This is a genomic window from Stenotrophomonas sp. S4, assembly GCF_054187805.2.
Genome location: NZ_CM196188.1, coordinates 3409820 through 3427363, shown reverse-complemented (window position 1 = coordinate 3427363; position 17544 = coordinate 3409820). Strand labels below are relative to the sequence as shown.

General features: G+C 68.1%; 13 protein-coding genes. 6 read left to right on the top strand and 7 right to left on the bottom strand.

What is annotated here, in order from left to right; translation table 11 throughout:
• Positions 1–20: 20 nt before the first annotated feature.
• The 4 genes from arcD to ACUZUJ_RS16075 form a co-directional block, all read right to left on the bottom strand.
• Positions 21–1442, bottom strand: coding sequence for an arginine-ornithine antiporter (gene arcD / locus ACUZUJ_RS16090; protein WP_458220491.1), 1422 nt, complete (start codon positions 1440–1442; stop codon positions 21–23).
• Between the two features lie 150 nt (positions 1443–1592).
• Positions 1593–4388, bottom strand: coding sequence for a TonB-dependent receptor (locus tag ACUZUJ_RS16085; protein ID WP_458220490.1), 2796 nt, complete (start codon positions 4386–4388; stop codon positions 1593–1595).
• A gap of 197 nt (positions 4389–4585) precedes the next feature.
• On the bottom strand, positions 4586–5236 hold the full coding sequence (locus tag ACUZUJ_RS16080; RefSeq protein WP_101765887.1) for an energy transducer TonB: 651 nt from the start codon (positions 5234–5236) through the stop codon (positions 4586–4588).
• Positions 5237–5452: 216 nt separating this feature from the next.
• Positions 5453–6190 (bottom strand): SIMPL domain-containing protein, encoded by a 738-nt coding sequence (locus ACUZUJ_RS16075; protein ID WP_101765886.1) that lies wholly within the window; start codon positions 6188–6190, stop codon positions 5453–5455.
• A gap of 130 nt (positions 6191–6320) precedes the next feature.
• Between ACUZUJ_RS16075 and ACUZUJ_RS16070 the strand changes: the two genes are divergently transcribed.
• The 4 genes from ACUZUJ_RS16070 to tldD are packed head-to-tail and all read left to right on the top strand — an operon-like array spanning position 6321 to position 13801.
• Entirely contained in the window at positions 6321–6929 is a 609-nt protein-coding gene (locus ACUZUJ_RS16070; RefSeq protein WP_101765885.1) for a Maf family nucleotide pyrophosphatase, read from the top strand.
• Positions 6922–8409: a ribonuclease G gene (gene rng / locus ACUZUJ_RS16065; protein ID WP_005418079.1), complete on the top strand. Its 1488-nt coding sequence runs from the start codon at positions 6922–6924 to the stop codon at positions 8407–8409. Before ACUZUJ_RS16070 ends, rng begins: the two co-directional genes overlap by 8 nt.
• A gap of 30 nt (positions 8410–8439) precedes the next feature.
• The gene (locus ACUZUJ_RS16060) at positions 8440–12297 is read left to right on the top strand and encodes a YhdP family protein (protein ID WP_458220489.1); all 3858 of its coding nucleotides are present in this window, start codon (positions 8440–8442) and stop codon (positions 12295–12297) included.
• A 58-nt stretch (positions 12298–12355) separates the two neighbouring features.
• Positions 12356–13801 carry a metalloprotease TldD gene (gene tldD / locus ACUZUJ_RS16055; protein WP_049447167.1) on the top strand — a complete coding sequence of 482 codons (1446 nt, stop codon included), beginning with the start codon at positions 12356–12358 and terminating at the stop codon, positions 13799–13801.
• A gap of 41 nt (positions 13802–13842) precedes the next feature.
• Here the strand turns inward: tldD and yjgA are convergent, their stop codons facing one another.
• Positions 13843–14430: a ribosome biogenesis factor YjgA gene (gene yjgA / locus ACUZUJ_RS16050; protein WP_014038020.1), complete on the bottom strand. Its 588-nt coding sequence runs from the start codon at positions 14428–14430 to the stop codon at positions 13843–13845.
• 68 nt (positions 14431–14498) lie between these two features.
• Here yjgA and pmbA point away from each other — a divergent pair, with 68 nt between their 5' ends.
• Together pmbA and ACUZUJ_RS16040 are read left to right on the top strand one after the other, a co-directional pair.
• Positions 14499–15866: a metalloprotease PmbA gene (pmbA, locus tag ACUZUJ_RS16045; RefSeq protein WP_049447169.1), complete on the top strand. Its 1368-nt coding sequence runs from the start codon at positions 14499–14501 to the stop codon at positions 15864–15866.
• An 87-nt stretch (positions 15867–15953) separates the two neighbouring features.
• Positions 15954–16325 (top strand): DUF4870 domain-containing protein, encoded by a 372-nt coding sequence (locus ACUZUJ_RS16040; protein WP_014038018.1) that lies wholly within the window; start codon positions 15954–15956, stop codon positions 16323–16325.
• Between the two features lie 87 nt (positions 16326–16412).
• Here the strand turns inward: ACUZUJ_RS16040 and ACUZUJ_RS16035 are convergent, their stop codons facing one another.
• On the bottom strand, positions 16413–17291 hold the full coding sequence (locus ACUZUJ_RS16035; RefSeq protein WP_049447171.1) for a polyprenyl synthetase family protein: 879 nt from the start codon (positions 17289–17291) through the stop codon (positions 16413–16415).
• On the bottom strand, positions 17281–17541 hold the full coding sequence (locus ACUZUJ_RS16030; RefSeq protein WP_006381978.1) for an exodeoxyribonuclease VII small subunit: 261 nt from the start codon (positions 17539–17541) through the stop codon (positions 17281–17283). The genes ACUZUJ_RS16035 and ACUZUJ_RS16030 overlap by 11 nt, the downstream gene beginning before the upstream one ends.
• Positions 17542–17544: the final 3 nt, after the last annotated feature.

The window sequence follows — 17544 nt, the reverse complement described above, 5'->3', positions numbered from 1 at the left end:
GAGTCGAGCACGGCTCGGCTCTACAGTGCCAGCTCACCTCTGCAGAACGCCACCAGCGTGGCGATCGCCACCGCCAGGATCGCGCCGAACAGGACCCACTCCCAGCGCGTGAATACCTGCTCGCCGCGCTGGCGCCGGGTCAATGCGAACAACACCACGCCGGGCACGTACAGCAGTACCGACAGCAGCAGGTTGTCCAGGCCGCCGGCATACACCAGCCACAGCGCATAGGCGCTGGCCAGCAGTGCGACCACGAAATCGCGCCAGCGCACGCCTGGTTCACCGGCATAGGTCTGCCCACGCCAGGCCAGTTGCACGCCGAACGCGGTGGACAGGAAGTAGGGCACCAGACTCATCGACGCGGCCAGCAACACCAACCCGGTGTAGCTGCCCGAATTGACCAGCACCAGCAGCAGGAACAGCTGGATCAGGCCGTTGCTCAACCAGAGCGCATTGGCCGGCACGCCGCGCGCATTCTCGCGGCCGAGGAAGGCCGGCATGGTGCCGTCGCCGGCCGCGGCGTACAGCACTTCGGCGCACAGCAGCACCCACGCCAGCAGTGCACCGAGTACTGAAATGATCGAACCGATGATGATCACCGTTGCGCCCCATTCGCCGACGATGGCGCGCAGCACATAGGCCATCGACGGATTGGGCAGCCCGGCCAGTTCTGCCTGCGACAGCACGCCCATCGACAGCAGGCTGACCAGTACCAGCAGCAGCCAGACCCCCAGGAAACCGATTACCGTGGCACGGCCGACGTCGGCACGTCGCGCGGCACGCCGCGAATAGATGCTGGCGCCTTCGATGCCGATGAACACCCACACGGTCACCAGCATCATGCCGCGCAGCTGCTGGCCGAGGTCGCCGAGTGCGGGCCTGCCGAGGAAATCGGCACGGAACACGTCCATGCGGAACGCGCCTGCCGCCAGGATCAGGAACAGCGCGATCGGCAGCAGCTTGGCCACGGTCACCAGGCCGTTGACGATGGCGGCCGTGCGCAGGCCGCGCAGCACCAGCAGGTGCACGGTCCACAGCAGCAGTGATGAAGCGGCCACGGCGGCGGGTGTATTGCCTTCACCGAAGACCGGTATGAAGTGGCCGAGGCCACTGAAGATCAGCACGAAGAAGCTGGCGTTGCCGAGCACCGACGCCACCCAGTAGCCCCACGCCGCAGAGAAGCCGATGTAGTTGCCGAAGCCCTCGCGCGCATAGGCGTAGATGCCGGTATCCAGGTCGGGGCGACGATTGGCCAGGGCCTGGAACACGAAGGCCAGCATCAGCATGCCGGCGCCACTGACCGCCCAGCCGATCAAGGCGGCGGCCGGGCCGGCGCTGCGCGCGACGTTCTGCGGCAGTGAAAAGATGCCGGCGCCGACCATCGAGCCGACTACCAGTGCAGTCAACGCGGGCAGGCCCAGCCGTTGCGATGTCGCGGCCATGGAGATCCCCTGCGGCGCGGATGCCGCGAGCACACGGTAGCCATGTACTCGTGAACATGTCCGCAAGAGGCGTGCAGGAACCGGCCCGCATGAAAACGACGAAGGCCCGGGCAACGGCCCGGGCCTTCGAGGGTGACGCTGCAACCGGTATTACTTGAACGTGTACTTGAAGCCGACGGTGTAGTAACGACCCAGCGCACCGGAGAAGTGCATCGGGTTGTAGTTCACCGCACCGTAGGTGGTCGGGTCGAGCGGGGCGATGCGGTCGAACACGTTGGCCACCGAGGCATTGAGTTCGAACGAATCGTTGATGCTCCAGCGACCGGACAGGTCCATCGTGGTGAACGAGGAGATCTTCGTCACCGGCGTGCCGTCAGCGTAGAAGGCCAGGTAGCTGCCACCACGGCTGTCGATGTTGTCCATCTTGCTGATGTAGTTGACGATGCCGCTGACGCTCCACGGGCCCTGCTTCCAGGTGGTGCCGAAGTTGACCTTGTCCTTCGGCGTACCGATGCAGTTGGTGACGTCGCAGTTGCCGTGGGTACCCACGTAATCAACCGTGTCGCCGCCTTCGGTGCGCTCGAACTTCAGGATGTGGCTCCACTGCAGGTCCAGTTCCAGCTGGCCCGGGCCGATCTCGAAGGTCTGGCGGATATCGGTATCGATACCACGGACGCGCGAGGAGCTGGCATTCACGTAGCCGGTGTTGACCGCCAGGATGGTGCCGCTGTTGGCCACGCCATTGAGATTGTTGCTGTCGCGCAGCACGTTGCCGGCGAGGATCGCCGCCGCCGTGCTGCCCTGCACGATCTCGTTGGTGCGCTTGATCTGCCAGGCATCGACGGTCATCGAGGTGGTCGAAGTCGGCTGCAGCACGATGCCGACCGAGTAGCTCTTGGACTCTTCCGGCTTCAGCAGCTTGTTCGGCTTGGTGATGATCGCCACCGAATTGGCGCCACATTCGCTGGCCGCGCCGCCGCTGATCTGGCAACGCACCGGGTCGACCGCAGTGGAGAAGGCGGCCAGGCCACCGTCACCGTTCTCGGCCGGGTTCGGCGCGCGGAAACCTTCGGCGTAGCTGGCGCGCAGGGCGATCCAGTCGGCCGGGGTCCACTTCACGCCCAGCTTCGGCGTGGCCTTGCCTTCACCGCTTTCGTACTTGTCATAGCGCACAGCGCCGGACAGTTCCAGCTGTTCCAGCACCGGTGCCGACAGTTCGACGTAGCCGGCATACACGTTCTGGGTGCCGTCATAGGCCGAGTAGCCCAGGCCGATGATGTCGCCCTGGTCGGTGTAGGTCTGCGGGGTCAGGCTGTTGCTGGTCTTGCGCCACTCGGTACCGATCGCCAGGCCCAGCGGGCCACCCTTCAGGTCCGCCAGGCTGCGCGAGACGGTGAAGTCGAACATGTCAAGGCTGGACTTGGCGCGGGCACTGATCGTGGGCGAGATGTAGTCGTACAGGGCCTGCGAGTTCTTGCCCGCATCGTCACCGATGCGCCACACGCCACCGGCGCAGTTGGCATTGCCCAGCGCACAGCGAACGGCGCTGTAGCGCAGGAAGCCTGTGCGCTTGTTGGTCAGGTCGGTGCCCGAGTGCAGGTAGGCGGTGTCGTAGGTCCAGTCACCCCAGTTGCCCTTGACGCCGACCAGGAAGCGGTTGAACTCATTGGTGTTGTCGGTGACGCGCGGGCCGACATCCCAGGCGGAGTAGCGCACGCGGCGCGCGGTGCCGGGGGTCGGGTTGTCCGGGTGGTTCGGGCCGAGCACGGTCGCGCCGTCGCCGCTGTTGGCGTTGACCGGGCCGCCCGGGTAGCCCCAGCCGCCCGACACGCCGGACGGGGTGTTGCTGAAGATGGTTTCCTTCTTCGAGTAGCCGATCTCGGTGTAGATCTCGCCGCCTTCGCCGAAGGCGAAGCTGGCGCGGCCGAACACGTTGACGTACTTCTCTTCCGGAATCAGGTCGCGGTACTGCTGCGCCGGATCGAACAGGCAGCCGTCAGCGGCAATGCTGGCCGGGGTCTGTCCACCGATGGTGGTCAGGCCGGCACAACCCGGCAGCGGAACCAGGTGCCCGGTGGCGTCGAGGTAGGAGCCGTTCGGGCCAGAGCCGCCGGAGGTGCCGCCACGGGTGTAGGCACCGCCGAGGAACTGGGCGGTCTTGTCATAGCCCCACGGGCGGGTGTCACCGGTTCCGATCCACTTGCGGTTCTTGCGGTCGCTGATCTTGATCGCGTCGGTCTTGCCGACGTCCAGGCTGAAGAACGCGTTCCAGCCATCGGTGGCCAGGTCGCCGGTACCGGCGGTCAGGGTCGCCTTCCTGGCGTCGCCATCGCTGTCACCGGACAGGCCGTAGGAGCCACGCAGGATGGCGCCCTGGAAGTCGCTGCGCAGGATGATGTTGACCACGCCGGCGATGGCATCGGAGCCGTAGATCGCCGAGGCGCCGTCCTTCAGCACTTCCACGCGCTCGACGGCATCGAGCGGAATGGTGCTGAGGTCGGTGAAGACCTTCTGGCCGTCATCAGCCAGGCCGTAGGTGGCCATGCGGCGGCCGTTCAACAGCACCAGCGTCGAGCCGGCGCCCAGGCCGCGCAGCGAGATGCCGGCGCCACCGCCGGCGAAACCGTTGCCGAAGGTCTTGGGAATCGAGCCAGCGCCATCGGCGGTGATGGTCTGCAGGTACTCGGCCAGCGAGGTCTTGCCGGTGCGGTCGATTTCCTGGCGGGTCACCACCTGCACCGGCGACGGTGTCTCGGTGTTGGTGCGCGGGATGTTGGAGCCGGTGACCGTGATGCGGTCGAGGTTGGTGGCCTTTTCCTGCGCGAAGGCGGAGGAGGAAGCGACGGCGCCGGCCAGCAGCAGGGCGCCGCCGGTGAGGATGTGGGTGATGGACGATGCCAGGGTGCTGCTGCGGCGGCTGGCGGGCCGTTGGATCGGGTGTTTCACAGCTTCTCTCCTAACTGGAAAACCGTAGCGTTGAGGGCTGTCGCCGGATCGATACCGGGACGCGCCAATCTAGGTTTCCAGCAGGTGACGAAGTCGTGAATTTTTGCTTAATCGGTAACGCTTGGTCCTCGACTGTCCGCATTCCCTACGGCTGAGGCAGGGGCCGGCCCGGCGCAAGGCCGGGCCGGTGGGGTCGCTCAGTCCGGCAGCGAGAACTGCACCGGCACCATGCCGATGGCCGGAACCGCCACGCCGTCACGCTGGGCAGGCTCGAAGCGCCAGTGCTTGAGCACCTGCTGGCGGGCGGCCTGGTCCAGGTTGCGCGAGCCGCTGCTGCGCTCGACGCTGACGGCGACCGGCTGGCCACGGGTGTCCACTTCCACCCGCAACAGCACCGTGCCCTGTTCGTGGTTGCGCAGGGACTGGATCGGGTAGGTCGGCGGCGGGGCGCTGCGGTACTGCAGCTGGGCGCCAGCCAATGGGGTGGAGGTGTCGATGCTGGGCGCCAGCTGCGGCGGGGCCGGTTCGGCGGCCGGCAACGCGATGCCCTGCGTCTCTTCCACGGTCGCGGTGGGGGCGGGCAGTGGCGGTACCACCGGCTGCGTCCGCGGTTTAGGCACCACCTGGACGATCTCTTTCGGCGGGACCGGAACCGGCGGTGTCGGCGGCGGCGGGATCTTCTCGATCAGCCGGATCGGGGTCTTGTCACGCGGTGCCTGCACGGCCTGGTAGGTCGCAGGGATGAGCAACAACAGGAAGGCCAGCAGATGCAGGGCGATCGCCGCACTCCAGGCGGCTACGCGGGCGGGGTCGAAGTGCGGGGATGCAACGGGATACGTACGAACCATGATCCACCTCCATGCCAGTGACGAAGTCCTCAACGCACCAGGGCCCGTGGCGGGGTTGCCGCACGCGGCTGGCAGTCCATCAGTAGCGCGGCATGGCGGCCACTGCCTAGAGGCAGGGGCATGATCGTTGGGCTGGCCTTCAGCCAGCGCCGGCACCGCGCATGAAAAAGGCGGGCCCCCTGCGGGACCCGCCTGTGCCGGCCGTGGTGGACGCGATCAGCGGCCCAGTTCGAACACCACGTCCAGGTTGACCGAGACGGTCGATTCACCCGGTGCGACCGGGGTGGCCTTGTCCATCGCCGCACCGGCGGCCATGGTGCGCATCATCGGCATCGGGCGGAAACCGCCGTTGCTGTTCTCGGAAATGCTGACGATGCGGCGCACCTGCAGGCCCAGCGACTTGGCATAGGTCTGGGCACGGGCCTGGGCCTTCTTCAGGGCAGCCAGGCGGGCTTCGTCATAGACCGGTTCCGGCTGGTCGATCTCGAAGCTGGGGCCGTTGATCTGGTTGGCGCCCTGCGCGGCCAGCGCATCGAGTACCTTGCCGAGCTTGGCGATGTCGCGGACCTTCAGGCTGACCGTATTGCTGGCCTGGTAGCCGGTGATCTTCGGTGCTTCATTGTCGGCATAGCGGTACTGCGGGTTGAGGCTGACGCCACTGGTCTGCACGTCGCGTTCGGCGATGCCGGCGGCCTTGATCGCGGCCAGCACCTTGTCCATCTGCTGGGCGTTCTGGCGCATGGCGCTGTTGCCGTCGGCGGCCTGGGTGACCACGCCGGCCGACAGGGTGGCGACGTCCGGCACGCGGGTCGCCTCGGCGTTGGCCGAAATGTTCAGCAGGGTGCCTTCGGCCGCGGCGGCGATCGACGGCGACGACGGAGCGGCATGGGCGGTCATCGAGGTTCCAAGGGCAAGGGACAGGGCAAGCAGCAGCGGGGTGGCGGTCAGGCGCATGGGATCTCCTTGTTGTGGCAGTGAGGGTGGTGTCGTAGCGATGAACGCGCTGTGAGCCTGTTCGGGGTTGTACGCGTTCCGTAACGGGTTGCCGACGATTCAGGTGGCGGCCTCAGGTTATGCTGTGCCGATGCTCTATCTTGCTTCCCGCTCCCCCCGACGCAACCAGCTGCTGGCCCGACTCGGACGCCCCTTCCAGGCCCTTGACCTGGAGGTCGTCGAGCAGCGCGCGGCGACTGAAAGTGCCGAGCAGTACGTGTGCCGGGTCGCCGCCGACAAGGCGCGCGCCGGCCTGGCCCAGGTGCTGGCCGACGACCCGCAGGCACGCGTGCTCGGGTCGGACACCGAGGTGGTGCTGGAGGGCGAGGTCTTCGGCAAGCCGGCCGATGCCGCCGACGCGCGGGCGATGCTGGCGCGACTGGCCGGGCGCACCCACCAGGTGATGACCGCGGTGGTGGTGGTCGATGCCACCGGCCTGGACAGCGAGCTGGTCATATCCGAGGTGACCTTCGCCCCGATCGACGCCACCGACATCGCTGCCTATGTCGCCACCGGCGAGCCGCTGGACAAGGCCGGTGCCTACGCCATCCAGGGCGGGGCCGAACGCTGGATCGAACACCTTTCCGGCAGCTACTCCGGCGTCATGGGGTTGCCGCTGCTGCACACCGATCGTCTGCTGGCGCGCTGCGGCGTGCCGGCCCCCACTGCCGATGCCGCCAGGGAGGCTGCCGATGTCTGAGGAAATCCTGGTCAATGTGACCCCGCGCGAGACCCGGGTTGCGGTGATCGAAAATGGCATGCTGCAGGAACTGCACATCGAGCGCGGTTGGCGCCGTGGCGTGGTCGGCAACATCTACAAGGGCAAGGTACAGCGGGTCATGCCCGGCATGCAGGCCGCCTTCGTCGAAGTCGGCCTGGAGCGCGCCGCATTCCTGCACGCCAACGACGTGGTGCGCCCGGCACCGGTGGCCAGCGCCGACACCGAGAACACCACCCTGCCGCCGCCGGCCAGCGTGCCGATCGTCGAGCTGCTGCGTGACGGCCAGGACATCGTGGTGCAGGTGGTGAAGGACCCGATCGGCACCAAGGGCGCACGCCTGACCACGCAGATCAGCATTCCCTCGCGCTACATGGTGCTGCTGCCGCAGTCAAAGGTGGTGGGCGTGTCGGCGCGCATCGAGGACGAAACCGAGCGCGCCCGCCTGAAGGCGCTGGTGACTGAATTGTCGGCGCAGCATGGTGGCTACGGTTACATCGTGCGCACCAACGCCGAAGGCCAGCCGGCCGAGGCCATCGCCGAGGACATCGCCTACCTGTCGCGCGTATGGAACGTGGTCGAACGCCGCGGCCGCGAAGCGCCGTCGTGCAGCATCATCTATGAAGACCTGAGCCTGCCGCTGCGGTCGGTGCGCGACCTGATCCGCAAGGACGTGGACAAGGTGAAGGTGGACTCGAAGGAGACCTTCGGCCAGCTGCAGGCCTTCGTCGCCAAGTACATGCCGGTGCTGGCCGAGAAGCTGGAGCTGTATTCCGGTGACCGCCCGATCTTCGACATGTTCGGCGTGGAGGACGAGATCGGCCGCGCGCTGGACAAGCAGGTGCCGCTGAAATCCGGTGGCTACCTGGTGATCGACCAGACCGAGGCGATGACCACCATCGACGTCAACACCGGTTCGTTCCTCGGCCAGCGCAACCTGGAAGAAACGGTGTTCCGCACCAACCTGGAAGCGGCGCAGGCGGTGGCGCGGCAGCTGCGGCTGCGCAACCTGGGCGGCATCATCATCATCGACTTCATCGACATGGATGATGCAGAGCATCGCCGCCAGGTGCTGCGCACGCTGGAGAAGGCGCTGGCCCGCGACCATGCCAAGACCACGGTCTATGATTTTTCGCCGCTGGGCCTGGTGGAGATGACCCGCAAGCGCACGGTGGAAAGCCTGGAACGCCAGCTGTCGGAGACCTGCCCGCAGTGCAGCGGCCGCGGCAGCATCAAGACCACCGAGACGGTGACCTACGAGATCTTCCGCGAGATCACCCGTGCCGTGCGCCAGTTCGATGCCGCGCGCCTGCTGGTGATCGCATCGACCAAGGTGGTCGCGCGCATCACCGATGAGGAATCCTCGGCGGTGGCCGAGCTGGAAGAGTTCCTCGGCAAGAGCATCCGCTTCCAGGCGGACGAGCAGTACCTGCAGGAGCAATTCGATGTCGTTCTGCTCTGATCCTCGCCGGCTGCAGGCCGGCGGTGGCCGATGAGCGCGCCGCCGCGCCTGCGACTGCGAAGGATCCGCCGTCATTTCATTGCCGCCTGTGCGGTGGGCCTGGTCGGGCTTGCACTGCTGGTGGGCACGCTCAGCCAGCTGCTGCCGCTGGCTGAGCGACATCCCGACAGGATTGCCGCCTGGCTGAGTGAGCGTGCCGGCCAACCGGTGCGTTTCGACCAGCTGCAGACAGCCTGGACCCGTCGTGGCCCGCTGCTGCAGCTGAAGGGCCTGCGCATCGGCACCGGGCAGGGCCTGGCGATCGGCGAGGCCGAGGTGCTGGTATCGATGTACAGCGGGCTGCTGCCCGGGCGCTCGCTGACCGAGCTGCGCCTGCGTGGCCTGGCGCTGGACCTGCAGCAGGGCGAGGACGGACGCTGGACGGTGCGGGGGCTGCCGCAGTCCGACAACGGCGGTGATCCGCTGGATGCATTGCGCCGGCTGGGCGAGCTGCAGGTGATCGGGGGCCGCCTGGGCGTGCACGCGCCAGCGCTGGGCATCGACACCACGCTGCCGCGCATCGACCTGCGCATGCGGGTCAATGGCGATCGCCTGCGCGTGGGTGTACGCGCCTGGGCGCAGGCCGAAGCGCTGCCGCTGACCGCGGTACTGGACGTGGACCGCATGCGCGGCAACGGCCAGGCCTGGCTGGGTGCCGACCCGGTCGATTTCCATGCCTGGTCGCCCTTGCTGGCGGCCGGCGGTGTGCGCCTGCGCGAGGGCAAGGGCGAGCTCAACCTGTGGCTGACCCTGCGTGATTTCGCGCCGGTGGCGTTGACCACCGATTCGGACCTGCGGGACGTGCGTATCGACGGCGCCCCGATGCCCGGCGTGGCGGCACCCCAGCTGCAGCTGCAACGGTTGCAGGCCCGCCTGCGCTGGCAGCGCCAGGCCGATGGCTGGGCGCTGCTGGTGCCGCGCCTGCGCCTGAAGACCGAAGACGGCGAACAGCAGCTCGATGGCCTGCAGCTCCAGGTCGGCCAGCAGCTGCGGGTGAACGCCGGTGCGGTGCAGGCCGGAACCGCGCTGCGCGGACTGGCCCTGAGCAGTCTCCTTGAGCCGGGGCTGCGGCACTGGCTGTTCCTGTCCAAGCCACAGTTGGACATTCGCGAGCTGCAGCTGGCAGGCAAACGCGATGGCCCGTTGTGGGCACAGGGCGAGCTGCAGTCGCTGGGCTTTGCCAGCGTCGGCGATTCCCCGGGCCTGCGCGGCCTGGGCGGGCGTTTCGAAGGCGATGCCGATGGCTTCAGCCTGCAGCTGCTGCCGCAACGCCAGCTGCAGTTCGATTGGCCGACCGGCTTCGGCGTGCGCCATGACCTGCACCTGGCCGGACAGATCGTGGGCTGGCGCGACGAGGGTGGCGGTTGGCGGATCGGAACGCCGGCCATGCGCGTGGAAGGCACCGACTACGCGGCCGACGTGCGTGGCGGGGTCTGGTTCCAGGGCGATGGCACGCGGCCGTGGCTGCAGCTGGCCGCGAAGCTGGACGACGTGCCGATGACGGCGGCCAAGCGCTTCTGGATCCACTCCAAGATGAGCAAGGGCGCCACCGACTGGCTGGACATGGCGCTGGCCGGCGGCCAGGTACGCGGCGGCGTCGGCCTGGTCACCGGTGACCTGGACGACTGGCCGTTCGACAACAACGATGGCCGCTTCGAGGCGACCGGCCACATCACCAATGGCGACATCCGGTTCCAGCACGACTGGCCGCTGATGAGCCAGGTCGATGCCGATATCGCCTTCATCGGCCCTGGCTTCGACATGCGTGGACGGGGCGACCTGGCGGGCGTGGCGGTGCAGAAGTTCGAAGCCGGCATTCCGGACTTCGGCCACCAGCCGCTGTACGTGCGCGCCGATGCGCCGAGCGAGGCCGGCAAGCTGCTGGCGATGCTGCGCCAGAGCCCGCTGCACAAGGACTACGGCGATACCCTGGACAATCTGGTCGCCAGTGGTCCGGCGCATGTGACCTTCGACCTGCTGCAGCCGCTGCACCTGGACGAAGGCGAGGGCCACCTGCAGGGCACGGTCGACCTGGCCGGCGTGAAGCTGGTCGACAAGCGCTTCCAGCTGACCTTCGACAACATGCATGGGCAGGCGCGCTACAGCAATGGCGGCTTCGACGCCGAGGAACTGGCGGTGCGCCACCTCGGCCAGGACGGTCGCCTGAGCCTGCGTGCCGGCGGCTACGTGCACGACAGCACGCGGGCCTTCGAGTCGCAGCTGACGGCCCATCTTGATGCCGGCGTACTGATCGACCGTGCTCCGGAAATGGCCTGGCTCAAGCCTTACATCTCCGGCAATTCGGCGTGGACCATCGCGGTCAACCTGCCCAAGGTGGCCCCGGGCGCGCCGGCGCCGCCGAGCGAGCTGCGGTTGAGTTCGGACCTGGTCGGCACCCGGCTGGACCTGCCGGCGCCGCTGGACAAGCCGGCCTCCGAGCCGCTGGCGACCACGGTGGCCGCGCAGCTGCCGATGGGGGCTGGCCGCATCGATGTGGCCTTCGGCCAGCGCCTGGCCCTGGCCGCACGCAGCCACAACAATCAGACCGGCGTGCAGGTCACCCTGGGCAGCGATCATGTCGACCGTGAGCCGCCACCGAACGGACTGTCGGTCAATGGCCGCAGCCCGACCCTGGATGCGCTGGAGTGGATCAGCCTGGCGCGCGGCGGCGGTGACGACGATGCCATGCCGCTGCGTGCGGTGGATGTGCAGGTCGGCCAGCTGAAGCTGATCGGCGGGGTGTTCGAGCAGACCCGGCTGCAGCTGCACCCGGGCCCGCAGGCACTGGATGTGCGCCTGGACGGCCCGTCGCTGGCCGGGCGCCTGACCGTCCCCAATGCCGAGGGCGGCACGATCAGTGGCCAGCTTGACCGCGTGCACTGGCAGTCACTGCCGACGGCACCGGGTGCGCCGGCCGCACCGGCGCGGGTGCAGGCCGGTGCCAATGACATGGATCCGGCCAAGCTGCCGCCGTTCGCGCTGGACATCGCCGACCTGAAGTTCGGCAAGGTGGTGCTGGGCCAGGCGGTACTGCGCACGCGACCGCTGGCCAATGGCCTGAACGTGGACGAGCTGCGTTTCCGTGCGCCGGACCAGGAGATCGACATCAGCGGTCGCTGGCTGGGCCGTACCGGTGGTGCGCGTACCGAGCTGACTGCACAGGTGCGCAGCGAGGACCTGGGCGGGTTGATGCAGAACCTCGATTACGGCGGCCAGTTGCGCGGTGGTTCCGGCCAGGCGCAGCTGCAGGCCTCGTGGAGCGGTGGTCCGTCGGACTTCCAGCTGGGCAACCTGCAGGGCAGCCTCGACCTGCACGCGCGCAATGGCCAGCTGCTGGAGCTGGATCCGGGCGCCGGCCGCGTGCTGGGCCTGCTCAGCGTCGCGCAGCTGCCGCGGCGGCTGATGTTCGACTTCCGCGACTTCTTCTCCAAGGGCTTCGCGTTCAACCAGATCGACGGCAGCATGCAGTTCGGCCAGGGCATGGCGCGCACCGACAAGGTGCTGATCGAAGGCCCCGCGGCCAACATCACCATCCGTGGCCAGGCCGACCTGCGCAACCAGCAGTTCGACCAGACCATCGACGTCAACCCGCGCGCGGGCAACCTGCTGACCGTGGTCGGTGCGGTGGCCGGTGGCCCGGTGGGCGCCGCGCTGGGTGCGGCCACCAATGCGGTATTGTCCAAGCCGCTGGGCGAGATCGGCGCCCGTACCTACAAGGTGACCGGTCCATGGAAGGAGCCGAAGGTGGAAGTGATCGAGCGCAGCCGCGACAAGACCCCATCACCGCCCGTGCCGGCACCTGCACCGGCCATTCCGCCGACCGTCACCGACCTGCCGCGCTCGCGCTGAGCGCGTTTCCCTGTTAACGGGGCTTGCCTGAGCGCCCCCGCACCCCCAGATCGAGACCATGACTGATATCGCCCTGACGCTTGCCCAAGATCGCCTGCTGCGCCCCGGCGGCCTGGATACCGCTGGTCTGGAGCGCACCTTCGGCCAGCTGCTCGGCCCCGGTGTCGACTTCGGCGACCTTTATTTCCAGCACGCCCGCCGCGAGAGCTGGAGCGTGGAAGACGGCATCGTCAAGGACGGCGCCCATTCCATCGAGCAGGGCGTGGGCGTGCGGGCGATCTCCGGCGAGAAGACCGGCTTCGCCTACTCCGATGACATCCATGCCGACGCGCTGCTGGCGGCGGCGCAGTCGGCGCGCGCGATCTCGCGCGAGGGCGGCGCCCAGTCCGGGCGATCGCTGCTGCGCGGCAATGCGCGCGCGCTGTACCCGGCGCTGGACCCGATCGACGGCATCGGCAACGAGGCCAAGGTCGAGGTGCTCAAGCGCCTGGATGGCTACCTGCGTGCCGCCGATCCCCGCGTGAAGCAGGTGATGGTCAGCCTGTCCGGCGGCGTCGACACGGTGTTGATCGCCCGCAGCGACGGCGTGCTGGTGGCCGACGTGCGCCCGTTGGTGCGCCTGAACGTGCAGGTGATCGTCGAGCACAACGGCCGTCGCGAGTCCGGCTATGCCGGTGGCGGTGGCCGCTATGGCTACGAAGACCTGTTTGCCAGCGGCCGCCCCGAAGCGCTCGCCCAGGAAGCGCTGCGCCAAGCGCTGGTGAACCTGGAAGCGGTGCCGGCGCCGGCCGGCATGATGCCGGTGGTGCTTGGTCCGGGCTGGCCCGGCGTGCTGCTGCATGAAGCGGTCGGCCATGGCCTGGAAGGCGACTTCAACCGCAAGGGCACCAGCGTCTACGCGGGCCGCATCGGCGAGCGCGTTGCCGCCCCGGGCGTGACCATCGTCGATGACGGCACGCTGGACGGACGCCGTGGTTCGTTGAACATCGACGACGAAGGCCACCCGAGCCAGTGCACCACGCTGATCGAGGACGGCATCCTGGTCGGCTACATGCAGGACAGCCTCAATGCGCGGCTGATGGGCATGGCGCCGACCGGCAACGGGCGCCGCGAATCCTTCGCGCACCTGACCATGCCGCGCATGACCAATACCTACATGCGCGCCGGCCAGCATGACCCGCAGGAGATGATCCGCTCGGTGAAGAAGGGCCTGTACGCAGTCAACTTCGGTGGTGGCCAGGTCGACATCACCAGCGGCAAGTACGTGTTCTCGGCCACCGAGGCCTACCTGATCGAGGATGGCCGCATCACCACGCCGGTGAAGGGCGCGACGCTGATCGGCAACGGCCCGGAAACCATGCAGAAGGTGCGCATGGTCGGCAACGACCTGGCCCTGGACGAGGGCGTGGGCATCTGCGGCAAGGACGGGCAGAGTGTGCCCGTGGGTGTCGGCCAGCCCTCGCTGTTGATCGAGGGCATCACCGTCGGCGGTACCCAGGCCTGAGCATGGCGATGGCCGCGGCCACCGCCCTGGCCGGCGCGGACTCAGTCCTCGTCGGCCTCGTCGACCGGATCGCCGGCGTGTTCGTCGCCCGCCGTCTTCAGGCCCAGCGCCGCCGGCAGCATCAGCGTACGCAGCACCTGGAAGATCTCGCGGTAGGCGCGCGGCGGCTTGTTCTTCGCCTTCTCGGTCTGCGCGTTGCGCAGCAGGGTGCGCAGCTGCTGGCGGTCGGCCTGCGGGTAGTCGTCGAGCAGGGCGGCCAGCGCCTTGTCACCCTCGGCCAGCAGGCGGTCGCGCCAGTCTTCCACGCGGTGCATCATCGCCACTTCGCGGCGGCCGGTTTCGCTGTTGGCGTCCAGCGCATCGCGGATCGCGTCCAGCGTGGCGTCTTCCTCGCGGCGCATGTGCTTGGCCAGGAACGCCAGCTGGCGCTTGTGGGCGATATGGGCGGTGATGCGCTTGCACTCGGCGATGTGCGGCAGCAGGTCTTCCGGAATCGGCAGGCGCGCCAGCTGGGCCGGGGTCAGCGACACCAGCTTCTCGCCCAGGGCCAGCACGTCGAGTGCGTCGCGCCGGTTCTGGCTGCGGCTCTTGTCGTGGAATTCACCGGTTTCTTCGTCGCGTCCGCGCATCGTCCCTACCTGATCTCAAAAAAAGTCGCCCGGCGTGATGCCGGGCCCAACCCGTACAGGATAAAGCATTGAACGTGATCGCCCCTGAAGTGGCCGTCGGCGACGACAGCCCGGCCCGGCTGGAACGGCTGGCCGACCTCTCCCAGCAGCTGCTCGACCGCGCCCGCGCGCTGGGCGCCAGCCAGGCCGAGGTCAGCTGCAGCGAGGACCGCGGCCTGGAGGTCAATGTCCGCCTCGGCGAGGTCGAGACCGTGCAGTCCACGCGTGACCGCGGCATCGCCGTGACCGTCTATTTCGGCCAGCGCAAGGGCAGTGCCAGCACCGGTGACCTGAACGAGGCGAGCCTGACCGCTACGGTCGAGCAGGCCTGCGCGATTGCCCGGCATACCGAGGATGACCCGGCTGCCGGCCTGGCCGAGGCCGCACTGATGGCCACCGACTTCCCGGAGCTGGACGGTTGGCACCCGTGGGCGCTGCAGGCCGATGAGGCAGTGGACCTGGCCCTGGCGTGCGAGGTCGCCGGCCGCGAGGCCGATGCGCAGATCCGCAATTCCGATGGCGCTTCGGTGTCGAGCATGCAGAGCCTGTCGGTGTACGCCAATTCGCACGGCTTCTTCGGCCGTGAGCGCGGCACCCACCATTCGGTCGGCTGCGCGCTGATCGCCGGGCAGGGCGATGGCATGCAGCGCGATGGCTGGTACACCAGCGCGCTGGCCCGGGAGGACCTGGAAGACGTGGGCCTGGTCGGCCGTCGCGCCGCCGAGCGCACCGTGGCCCGCCTGCAGCCGCGTTCGCTGGCCACCGGCAGCATGCCGGTGCTGTTCGCCCCGGAAGTGGCACGCAGCCTGGTCGGCCACCTGCTGTCGGCGGTGTCCGGCGGCGCCTTGTACCGCCAGGCCAGCTTCCTGCTGGACAGCGTCGGCCAGCGCCTGTTCCCGGAATGGATGCAGATCGACGAACTGCCGCACCTGCGTCGCGGCCTGCGCTCGGCCGCGTTCGACGGCGATGGCGTGGCCACCCGTGCTTCGGCGCTGGTCCGTGACGGCGTGCTGCAGCGCTACGTGCTGGGCAGCTATTCGGCGCGCAAGCTGGGCCTGCAGACCACCGCCAATGCCGGCGGCGTGCACAACCTGCAGCTGGCGGCCAATGCCGGCCCGCTGGAGGAGATCGCCCGGCAGATGGGCGATGGCCTGCTGGTGACCGAGCTGATGGGGCAGGGCGTGAACGGGGTGACCGGCGATTACTCGCGGGGCGCGGGCGGCTTCCGTGTCGAGAACGGCGAGATCCTGTACCCGGTGGATGGCATCACCATCGCCGGCAACCTGCGCGAGATGTTCAGCAGCATCGAGGCGGTCGGCAGCGACGTCGACCCGCGCTCGCACATCCGGACCGGTTCGATCCTGCTGGGGCGGATGACCATCGCCGGTAATGATTGATGGCATTGATGGCGTAAGCTATGCGCGCCTGACGCAACCAGCTTGGTGCTGGTGGGTCAAGACCACCCAATGAAAAGGAGTTTTGTCGTGAGTGAATTCGATAACGTCCCGCCGCCGCCGGCCACCACCGAGGCTCCGGCCGACCAGCGCACCATGGCGCTGGCTGCGCACCTGCTGGGCATCTTCACCTGGTTCATCGGTCCGCTGATCATCTGGCTGATCAACAAGGATGACGCCAGCAAGGCTTTCGTGACCGACCAGGCCAAGGAAGCGCTGAACTTCCAGATCACCATCACCATCGCGATGCTGATCTGCATCGTGCTGACCATCGTGATCATCGGCGGCATCCTGGCCCCGATCGTCGGCATCCTGAACCTGGTGTTCTGCATCATTGCCGCAGTCAAGGCCAACAACGGCGAAGCCTACCGCTACCCGTTCGCGCTGCGCCTGGTCAAGTAAGACCGGCCACATGCGGATACGAAAACGCCCGGCAGTGCCGGGCGTTTTTGTTGGATGGCAGGGCCGGGCCCTGTCCGGCGGGTGGATTCAATGATCGCGTTCCACCGCCAGCGTCGCCAGTGCGCGCAGCGCATCGGCCTCTTCGCCATAGCCGGCCAACGTGGCCTGCATGCGTGCCGCCAGTTCGCGCAGCTGCGCCTTCGCACCGTCCATGCCGAGCAGCGCGGGGAAGGTGCTCTTGTCCTGCGCCTGGTCCTTGCCGGCGGTCTTGCCCAGCTGTTCGGAACTGGCTTCGACATCGAGGATGTCGTCGCGCACCTGGAAGGCCAGGCCGAGCGCGTCGGCGAAGCCGTCCAGCTGGGCCAGCTGCGGTTCGTGGGCCTGGCCACACAGCGCCCCCATGCGCACCGCTGCACGGATCAGCGCGCCGGTCTTCAGTGCATGCATGCGGGTCAGTGCCGCCAGGGTCTGCTGCTGGCCGGTGGCATCGATGTCCAGCGCCTGGCCGCCACACATGCCGGAGGCACCGGACGCGTGGGCCAGGGTCTGCAGGCAGGCTACGCGCAGCGTGGCCGGCAGCGGCGCATCGGCCAGCAGGCCGAAGGCACGGGTCTGCAGGGCGTCGCCGGCCAGGATCGCGGTGGCTTCGTCGAAGGCGATGTGGGTGGTCGGCTTGCCGCGTCGGAGGGCGTCATCGTCCATCGCCGGCAGGTCGTCATGCACCAGCGAATAGGCGTGGATGAGCTCGACAGCCATCGCCGCCGCATCCAGGTTTTCAGGCAGTGCGCCGAACAGGTGGCCACTGGCGTACACCAGCAGCGGGCGCATGCGCTTGCCGCCACCCAGCACGGAATAGCGCATGGCCTGGTGCAGGCCCTGCGGGGCTTCGGCAGGCGAGGGCAGGGCAGCGTCGAGCTGGCTTTCGATACGGTCGCGCCAGCGCGCGAACAGAACCTCAGCCGTCATGGCTGGGCGGATCGAAAGGCTCGGCCGTTTCCGGCTGGGCCGGATCGCTGAGCAGGCGGACACGCAGTTCTGCCTGCTCCAGCGCCTGCTGGCACTGGCGGTACAGACCGACGCCACGTTCGTAAGCACTGAGCGACGCTTCCAGGCTCAGCTCGCCGGTTTCCATCTGCTCCACCAGCTGCTCCAGCGATTCGAGCGACTGCTCGAACTGGGCGACCGGGGAGGCGTTTTCGGGGGACTTCTTGGCCATGCG

Coding starts and splice junctions, on each gene's coding strand:
- arcD (WP_458220491.1), bottom strand. CDS start 1,442: ATGGCCGCGACATCGCAACGGCTGGGCCTGCCCGCGTTGACTGCACTG.
- ACUZUJ_RS16080 (WP_101765887.1), bottom strand. CDS start 5,236: ATGGTTCGTACGTATCCCGTTGCATCCCCGCACTTCGACCCCGCCCGC.
- ACUZUJ_RS16075 (WP_101765886.1), bottom strand. CDS start 6,190: ATGCGCCTGACCGCCACCCCGCTGCTGCTTGCCCTGTCCCTTGCCCTT.
- ACUZUJ_RS16070 (WP_101765885.1), top strand. CDS start 6,321: ATGCTCTATCTTGCTTCCCGCTCCCCCCGACGCAACCAGCTGCTGGCC.
- rng (WP_005418079.1), top strand. CDS start 6,922: ATGTCTGAGGAAATCCTGGTCAATGTGACCCCGCGCGAGACCCGGGTT.
- ACUZUJ_RS16060 (WP_458220489.1), top strand. CDS start 8,440: ATGAGCGCGCCGCCGCGCCTGCGACTGCGAAGGATCCGCCGTCATTTC.
- tldD (WP_049447167.1), top strand. CDS start 12,356: ATGACTGATATCGCCCTGACGCTTGCCCAAGATCGCCTGCTGCGCCCC.
- yjgA (WP_014038020.1), bottom strand. CDS start 14,430: ATGCGCGGACGCGACGAAGAAACCGGTGAATTCCACGACAAGAGCCGC.
- ACUZUJ_RS16035 (WP_049447171.1), bottom strand. CDS start 17,291: ATGACGGCTGAGGTTCTGTTCGCGCGCTGGCGCGACCGTATCGAAAGC.
- ACUZUJ_RS16030 (WP_006381978.1), bottom strand. CDS start 17,541: ATGGCCAAGAAGTCCCCCGAAAACGCCTCCCCGGTCGCCCAGTTCGAG.